At 44.7% G+C, this 1122-nt stretch carries 1 protein-coding gene; it reads left to right on the plus strand.

What is annotated here, in order from left to right; translation table 11 throughout:
• Nucleotides 1-84: 84 nt before the first annotated feature.
• Nucleotides 85-1122: IS256 family transposase (locus AC15IQ_RS15310; protein WP_483180361.1), on the plus strand; the 1038-nt coding region annotated here is incomplete at its 3' end.

Raw genomic sequence — 1122 nt, forward strand, 5'->3', positions numbered from 1 at the left:
GTGTAAATGGCAATAATCTCCATATAAAACAAAATGGAGGTTATTAAAATGAGACAGTCAAAAAACATTCTTACGGACAAGGAAATGGAATTAGTGAGCCTATTAATGCAGGACTGCCAAAGCACGGGTGACATTCAGTCGAAGCTAAAACGCCTTTTTGCGGGAACAATTGAGCAGATGCTGGAAGCCGAAATGGAAAATCATTTGGGATACGAAAAGCACAGCACCGAAGGAAACAACACTGGTAATTCCCGCAATGGGTATAACCGAAAGACCATCATCAGCGATTACGGCGAGAGTGAAATTGCCGTGCCCCGTGACCGCAACGGAGAATTTGAGCCTAAAATCCTCGAAAAGAGGCAGACACGGACGGATGAAATCGAACATAAAATCATGGCGATGTATTCAAAAGGAATGAGCCAGCGCGACATTGAAGATAATCTACGGGAGATTTACGGGGCAGAAATATCGCAGGCTTTGATTTCTAAGATAACAGATAAAATCCTCCCGGAAGTGAACGAGTGGCAGAATCGGCCGCTGGAGTCGATTTACCCGATCATCTACTTTGACGGGATCGTATTCAAAAGCCGCAAGGACAGTCAGATCATCAACAAATGCGTCTACTCAGTGCTAGGCATTGATATGAGCGGCCAAAAAGACATCCTGGGCATCTGGATCAGCGAGAATGAAAGCGCAAGCTTTTACGCATCCATCTGTTCCGACCTGAAAAAGCGCGGCGTGCAAGACATTTTTATCGCCTGTCATGATAACCTGAGAGGACTTGGCGAAGCCATAAATGCGGTTTTCCCAAGGACAAAGCAACAGCTTTGCATAGTCCATCAGATTCGCAATTCCACTAAATTTGTGCAGTATAAGGATCGAAAAGCAATTTGCGCTGACCTTAAAAAAATCTACGGTGCAGTAAATTTAGACGACGCAGAGTATGCCAAGGAAGAATTCCGGGAAAAATGGGATAGGAAGTATCCCTCCATTTTGCGGTCCTGGGATGCTAATTGGGCAGAACTCACCACGTTTTTCAATTATCCTGAACAGATCCGGCATTTGATTTATACGACAAATGCAGTGGAAGCGTACCACAGGATGGTGCGGAAATTTACGAAG

It is taken from the genome of Syntrophomonas sp. DTU019 (assembly GCA_913757435.1).
GTDB lineage: Bacteria > Bacillota > Syntrophomonadia > Syntrophomonadales > Syntrophomonadaceae > DTU019.